2 protein-coding genes are annotated in these 2,938 nt (G+C 44.5%); both read left to right on the top strand.

The genetic code is table 11. From position 1 onward, the window contains the following. Nucleotides 1-476: 476 nt before the first annotated feature. On the top strand, nucleotides 477-1,331 hold the full coding sequence (locus ABZA00_RS16760; RefSeq protein WP_372883293.1) for an efflux RND transporter periplasmic adaptor subunit: 855 nt from the start codon (nucleotides 477-479) through the stop codon (nucleotides 1,329-1,331). A gap of 94 nt (nucleotides 1,332-1,425) precedes the next feature. Then, nucleotides 1,426-2,938: DUF4347 domain-containing protein (locus ABZA00_RS16765; protein WP_372883294.1), on the top strand; the 1,513-nt coding region annotated here is incomplete at its 3' end.

Here is a 2,938-nt window from a genome sequence, read left to right on the forward strand (position 1 = left end):
GCAACATGAGGTAATGGTTATTCCCTTTTCGATTGGTGCAACGCAGCGCTGGTTTTCGAGCTTGTGCCCCGTAGGGCAAGGCATATTATACCAATCTGCTTTGTTATAAAATCTCTATGTAGAATAACTATACTTCAATTTTATGCCTAGCATTTCGGCATAATTTGCCTTGCTGACTTTGCATCTTGAAGTAACATGGGTATAGATGACTCCTTTCCTATAAATCGAAGGCAATGCATGAAGTTGCAGGTTTAGTCACTCTAAGTCAAGGTTCATAACGCCAGAGATGGTTACCTCTGAATTGGCATCTGCAAGCAATTGGGGCATATAAGCGTAACTAACTCACACTTTCAGCTTAGTAAATAGTATTGCGTACTGTTTATGTTGACTTGTGGGTGACAATCATTTTATGTTGGCCTGTGTGTATTATCATTTTATGTTGATTGTTTAATCATCGCTGCGGACAAGGATAGTTAGTGGAAAAAATTATAATTAAAGGCCTGCCATGGCTTTGCACATTAATGTCATTTAACGTTCTATCGGCTTCTCAACTTCCTACTGTGGATTGTGTCATTATACCCAGTCGCAGTGCTGAACTCAGCGCGCCGGTCGCCGGTGTCGTTGCTGCTGTACATAAGTCACTTAGCCATACGGTTGAAAAAGGTGATTTGGTTGCAGAATTGAATACTGAGGTTGAGAAGAGCGCGATCACGCTTGCCAAAATAAAAACCAACCTGAGCGCAGAGCACAATGCAGAAAAAGCAAATCTGAAATTCTATAATCTTCAGCTGCAACGGATAACTAAATTATCCGGTAATGAATTAGCCTCGCTAAGAGATTTGGATGAAGCTGTTCGCTTGAAAGAAAACGCTTTTTGGGGAATTGAACAAATTCGCCAGAATAGGGAAATACGCAAACAAGAGCTGCAGCATGCGCAGGCGCAACTGAAGTATAAATTCGTATACGCCCCTTTCAAGGGCGTTATCGCCAAGCAGTATAAGTTTCCGGGTGAATATGTTGATGGCCAGCCAATCGCCAAAATTGTCGATATAGACACCCTGCATATCGAAGCGATCTACCCGATGGAACATTACCCTCTGCTTAAAAAAGGCATGTTTGCAAATGTTTATCCGGAAACTGATCAGACTAGGGGCTATCAGGCAAAAATTGATGTTATCGACCCCATTGGTGATGTCGCGAGCGGTACATTCGGGGTGCGCCTGAGCATGGATAACAGTGCGCGGGAACTGCCTGCAGGGATCAAGTGCTTTCTGGAAATAGAAAGTGATTCAGACGAGTCAGGCGGCAGAAATAGCCAGGGAGAACCTTAAGGGGAAGATCAACAAATAGCAGCGACTCAACAAAATGCTGGATAACAAGTTAGCAGTTTGTTTTAAGAACTGTGCAGGCAAATGGAATTGCGAGATGAAAAAAGAACAAAATGATCAAAAAAATCAATCCGGGCATCCTTATCAGCTGGTGTTGCTCGAGCCGCGCATTCTTTTTTCTGCGGATCCCTTGGGAGTGGCACCGGTTTTAGGGGAGTTGGATTTTCTCTCAACCTCTTTTGATCCCATAGATAACGTTGAACTTTCCGACCTGTCTATGGATAGCGATTTTCAACAGCAAACATTCCCGACAGCTATTACTTTAGATGACAGTGCTGTTCCGCAAATAGAGCCTGAGCAGTTTCAAAATCCCGGCAGCACATCGGCTGAACAAACCGTAGAGTTAGTGGTCATTGACAGCAGCATTGAAGACTCACAAATCCTGATTGAGCAGATTCAGGTCACCTCTTCTGACTCACAGTTATTTATTTTATACCTTGATAATGCAAAAGATGCGCTGCAGCAAATGACGCAAGCCATAGCGGCTCATGAAAATATATCAGGAGTACACCTTTTAACCCATGCGACGTCAGAAGGGATCTATCTAAATTCTACTTTAGTGACCACCGACTCATTACTTTCCCAAGCAGAGCTTTTTTCTGCATGGGGTTCATCGTTAACAGAAGATGCCGACATTCTGATTTACGGCTGTGATTTTGCGCAAACGGAACAAGGCAAGTCCTTTATTCAACAGCTGGCCGCAATCACGGGTGCCGATATTGCAGCGAGCGACGATAAAACCGGCGCTGCAGCATTGGGTGGTGATTGGGATCTGGAGTATCAGGTTGGTGAGATAAACACGACCGTTACCTTCGAAGCACAGAGTGTTGAGAGCGAATGGCAAGGACTGTTAGCGACTTATGTGGTGAATACCACGGATGACACTATTGACATTAATATCCTTGACGACCTAGCGTTAGATGCCTTGGGTAAGACCAGTTTACGTGCGGCCATTATGCAAGCCAATGCCTCTGCTGAGGATGATACGATTCTGCTGGGCGCGGGTACCTATACCCTGGGTTTGGTGGGTACAGGTGAAAACGCAAGTATCACTGGCGACTTGGATGTTAACTCGACTATTGTGATTCAGGGCGTCGATGCAGACAACACTATTATTGATGGCGGTGGACTTGACCGGGTTTTCGATCTTACAAGCCCGAATAGTAATCTGACACTCAACGATTTATCGGTTAAAGGTGGTCTTATTTATGATGATGGTGGCGGAATTAATGTCGCAGACCCAGATTCAACCTTAACGCTGAATCAAGTTATAGTATCGGATAATCAGGCTGTGAATGGCTCAGGAATTAGCAATAAAGGAACAATGACGCTCACTGATGTGGAAATATCGAATAATACGTCAACTGATTCGAGTTCAGGTAAGGGCGGTGGTTTATATAATTGGACCACAGCCACGCTTACAAATGTCACCGTGAGTGACAACAGCGCCGGCATCGGTGGCGGTATTTATAATGAAGACAACCTTACGCTGACAAACGTCACGGTGAGTGGTAATACAGCTGCAGGGGCCGAAGGTGGTGGAATATATA

It is taken from the genome of Psychromonas sp. (assembly GCF_041586535.1).
Lineage (GTDB): Bacteria > Pseudomonadota > Gammaproteobacteria > Enterobacterales > Psychromonadaceae > Psychromonas.